This window comes from Bacillus sp. 220_BSPC (assembly GCF_001054655.1).
GTDB lineage: Bacteria > Bacillota > Bacilli > Bacillales > DSM-1321 > Peribacillus > Peribacillus frigoritolerans.
The window spans coordinates 1-2622 of sequence record NZ_JVPL01000221.1 but is presented as its reverse complement, the minus strand read 5'-3'; the positions used below and the strand labels follow the sequence as shown (position 1 = coordinate 2622).

The 2622-nt window shown below is 37.9% G+C and carries 3 protein-coding genes and 1 pseudogene; 3 read left to right on the top strand and 1 reads right to left on the bottom strand.

Annotated elements, in window-relative coordinates:
• Positions 1-88: 88 nt before the first annotated feature.
• Positions 89-454, bottom strand: a pseudogene (locus ADA55_RS17500) (winged helix-turn-helix transcriptional regulator).
• A gap of 222 nt (positions 455-676) precedes the next feature.
• On the opposite strand from ADA55_RS17500, the gene hxlA reads away from it, so the two are divergent.
• The 3 genes from hxlA to ADA55_RS17485 all read left to right on the top strand — a co-directional run.
• The gene (gene hxlA, locus ADA55_RS17495) at positions 677-1324 is read left to right on the top strand and encodes a 3-hexulose-6-phosphate synthase (RefSeq protein WP_048686234.1); all 648 of its coding nucleotides are present in this window, start codon (positions 677-679) and stop codon (positions 1322-1324) included.
• 7 nt (positions 1325-1331) lie between these two features.
• Positions 1332-1889: a 6-phospho-3-hexuloisomerase gene (hxlB, locus tag ADA55_RS17490; protein WP_048686231.1), complete on the top strand. Its 558-nt coding sequence runs from the start codon at positions 1332-1334 to the stop codon at positions 1887-1889.
• A gap of 137 nt (positions 1890-2026) precedes the next feature.
• Positions 2027-2622: 3-ketoacyl-ACP reductase (locus ADA55_RS17485; protein WP_048686229.1), on the top strand; the 596-nt coding region annotated here is incomplete at its 3' end.

Sequence of the window (2622 nt, the reverse complement as noted above, 5' to 3'; positions counted from 1 at the left end):
ACTGGATCATTGCAAATAAAAAGACCACAAGTCTTGACTTATTAAAAGTCTACTTGTGGTTTTTAATCCCCTCTTTTTAGAATGATTGCTATTTAATAGGTGCACTTTTATTGGCAGGAGTATCCATCACATTCTCCATATAGTTTTTACCCCATTCATACATGGAATCGAGTATTGGCATTAAGCTTTTTCCTTGTTCGGTCAATGAATATTCTACTTTTGGCGGAACAACAGGATAGACTTTTCGTTCAACAATGAGGTCTTCTTCTAGCTCGCGTAATTGGTTAACAAGCATTCATTGAATAATGCCCGGCATAAGAGCCTTCAGCTCACCAAATCGCTTCGTTCCCTCTTTTCCTAAATGCCACAAAATCAGCATTTTCCATTTACCGCCAATAACATAAAGCGTTAATTCTTTTTCACAGTTAAACATTTTTTCCTGCATACGTGACATTTGTTTCACCTCCACTTCTATATAGAATAACACATAGTATACTTTTTAACACTATGTAACAATAAAGTGCGTACTTTCACACTTTTAATATACACATTATACTAACACTGTAACATTGTTAACAAGAGCATTGGTTACGGCTACCAGGAGAAATGAAAGTGAACAATGGGCATTATTACTACTGTGCAACAAGCTTAAAAAATTATGAGGAGTGAAACATAGATGGAATTACAATTAGCATTAGATTTAGTCAACATTCCAGAAGCAATCGAATTGGTAAAAGAAGTAGAGGAGCATATTGATATCGTAGAAATCGGAACACCGGTTGTGATCAACGAAGGTCTCCATGCTGTAAAGGCAGTAAAAGAAGCATTCCCTAACTTAAAAGTATTAGCAGACCTGAAAATTATGGATGCTGCTGGATATGAAGTGATGAAAGCTTCCGAAGCAGGTGCTGATATCATCACTATTCTTGGAACGGCTGAAGATATGTCGATTAAAGGTGCTGTAGAAGAAGCGAAAAAACAAGGTAAAAAAATCCTTGTCGATATGATTGCGGTAAAAGACCTTGCTGGACGTGCTAAAGAAGTGGATACTATGGGCGTGGATTATATTTGTGTTCACACGGGCTACGATCTTCAAGCAGTCGGAAAAAATTCTTTTGAAGATCTACAAACCATCAAAAGTGTGGTTAAAAATGCTAAAACGGCCATCGCAGGCGGCATTAAATTAGAAACACTTCCAGAAGTCATAAAAGTAAATCCGGACCTTGTCATTGTAGGCGGCGGGATTACTGGACAAGCTGATAAAAAAGCTGCTGCTGCCAAAATGCAACAAATGATCAAAGAACAAACGGTTACAGCAGGTTAATCCTAAGATGCAGACGACTCAATATTTAGCAGAAATCTTAAAAGAGCTTAATCATTCAGCCGACTTAATCTCAGATGAAGAAGCTGAAAAACTCGTCAACGGGATACTTGAATCGAAAAAGGTTTTTGTCGCCGGTGCAGGCAGATCCGGATTCATGGCCAAATCCTTCGCCATGCGGATGATGCATATGGGAATTGATTCTTATGTAATCGGTGAAACTGTAACTCCCAACTTTGAAAAAGAGGATATCTTAATCATCGGATCCGGATCCGGGGAAACGAAAAGCTTAGTATCCATGGCTGAAAAAGCAAAAAGCATTGGTGGTAAAATTGCAACTGTCACGATATTCCCTGATTCCACTATTGGACAGTTAGCAGATATCACCATTAAATTGCCTGGATCCCCCAAAGACCAATCAGAGGGCGATTATAAAACCATCCAACCAATGGGCTCACTATTTGAGCAGACCCTTTTACTTTTTTATGATGCCGTCATCTTGAGATTCATGGAGAAAAAGGGATTAGATACCAATAAGATGTATGGCAGACATGCCAATCTTGAATAAAACATAGTCCTAAGTATGTAATAACCAAAAGACCGCAAACATACTAAAGAAACTTTGCGGTCTTTTGGTTAGTCTTTAAAACATTATTTTGTTATTATTAACAATTATTCTAAAATTTTTTAAAAAGGAATGGTATCATGATTTCATTAAAAGGAAAAACTGCTTTAATTACTGGGGCAGGCAGAGGAATCGGGCGTGCTACTGCGATTGCTTTAGCAAAAGAAGGAGTTCATTTAGGATTGATTGGATTAACGATGTCAAATCTTGAAAAGGTAACCGCGGAACTAGAGCAATATGATGTGAACGTTTCAGCAGCAACAGCAGATGTAGCCAATCTTGAAGCAGTTCATCAAGCTGTTGAACACATCAAATCAGACCTAGGTTCTATTGATATTTTAATCAACAATGCAGGTATAGCTAAATTTGGCGGTTTTCTTGATTTAACTCCTGAAGAATGGGAAAACATCATCCAAGTAAACTTGATGGGTGTATATAATGTAACAAGAGCCGTTTTACCTGATATGATTGAAAGAAAATCAGGAGATATTGTGAATATCTCCTCAACTGCGGGCCAAAAAGGAGCACCTGTTACAAGTGCTTACAGCGCTTCTAAATTTGCTGTTTTGGGACTAACGGAATCACTCATGCTAGAGGTAAGAAAGCATAATATCCGTGTAACGGCTTTAACACCAAGTACAGTTGCAACTGATTTGGCCATTGAAACCAATCTTAT

Excerpts from the sequence above, each read along its gene's own strand:
- hxlB (WP_048686231.1), top strand. The coding sequence starts at position 1,332 with ATGCAGACGACTCAATATTTAGCAGAAATCTTAAAAGAGCTTAATCAT.
- hxlA (WP_048686234.1), top strand. The coding sequence starts at position 677 with ATGGAATTACAATTAGCATTAGATTTAGTCAACATTCCAGAAGCAATC.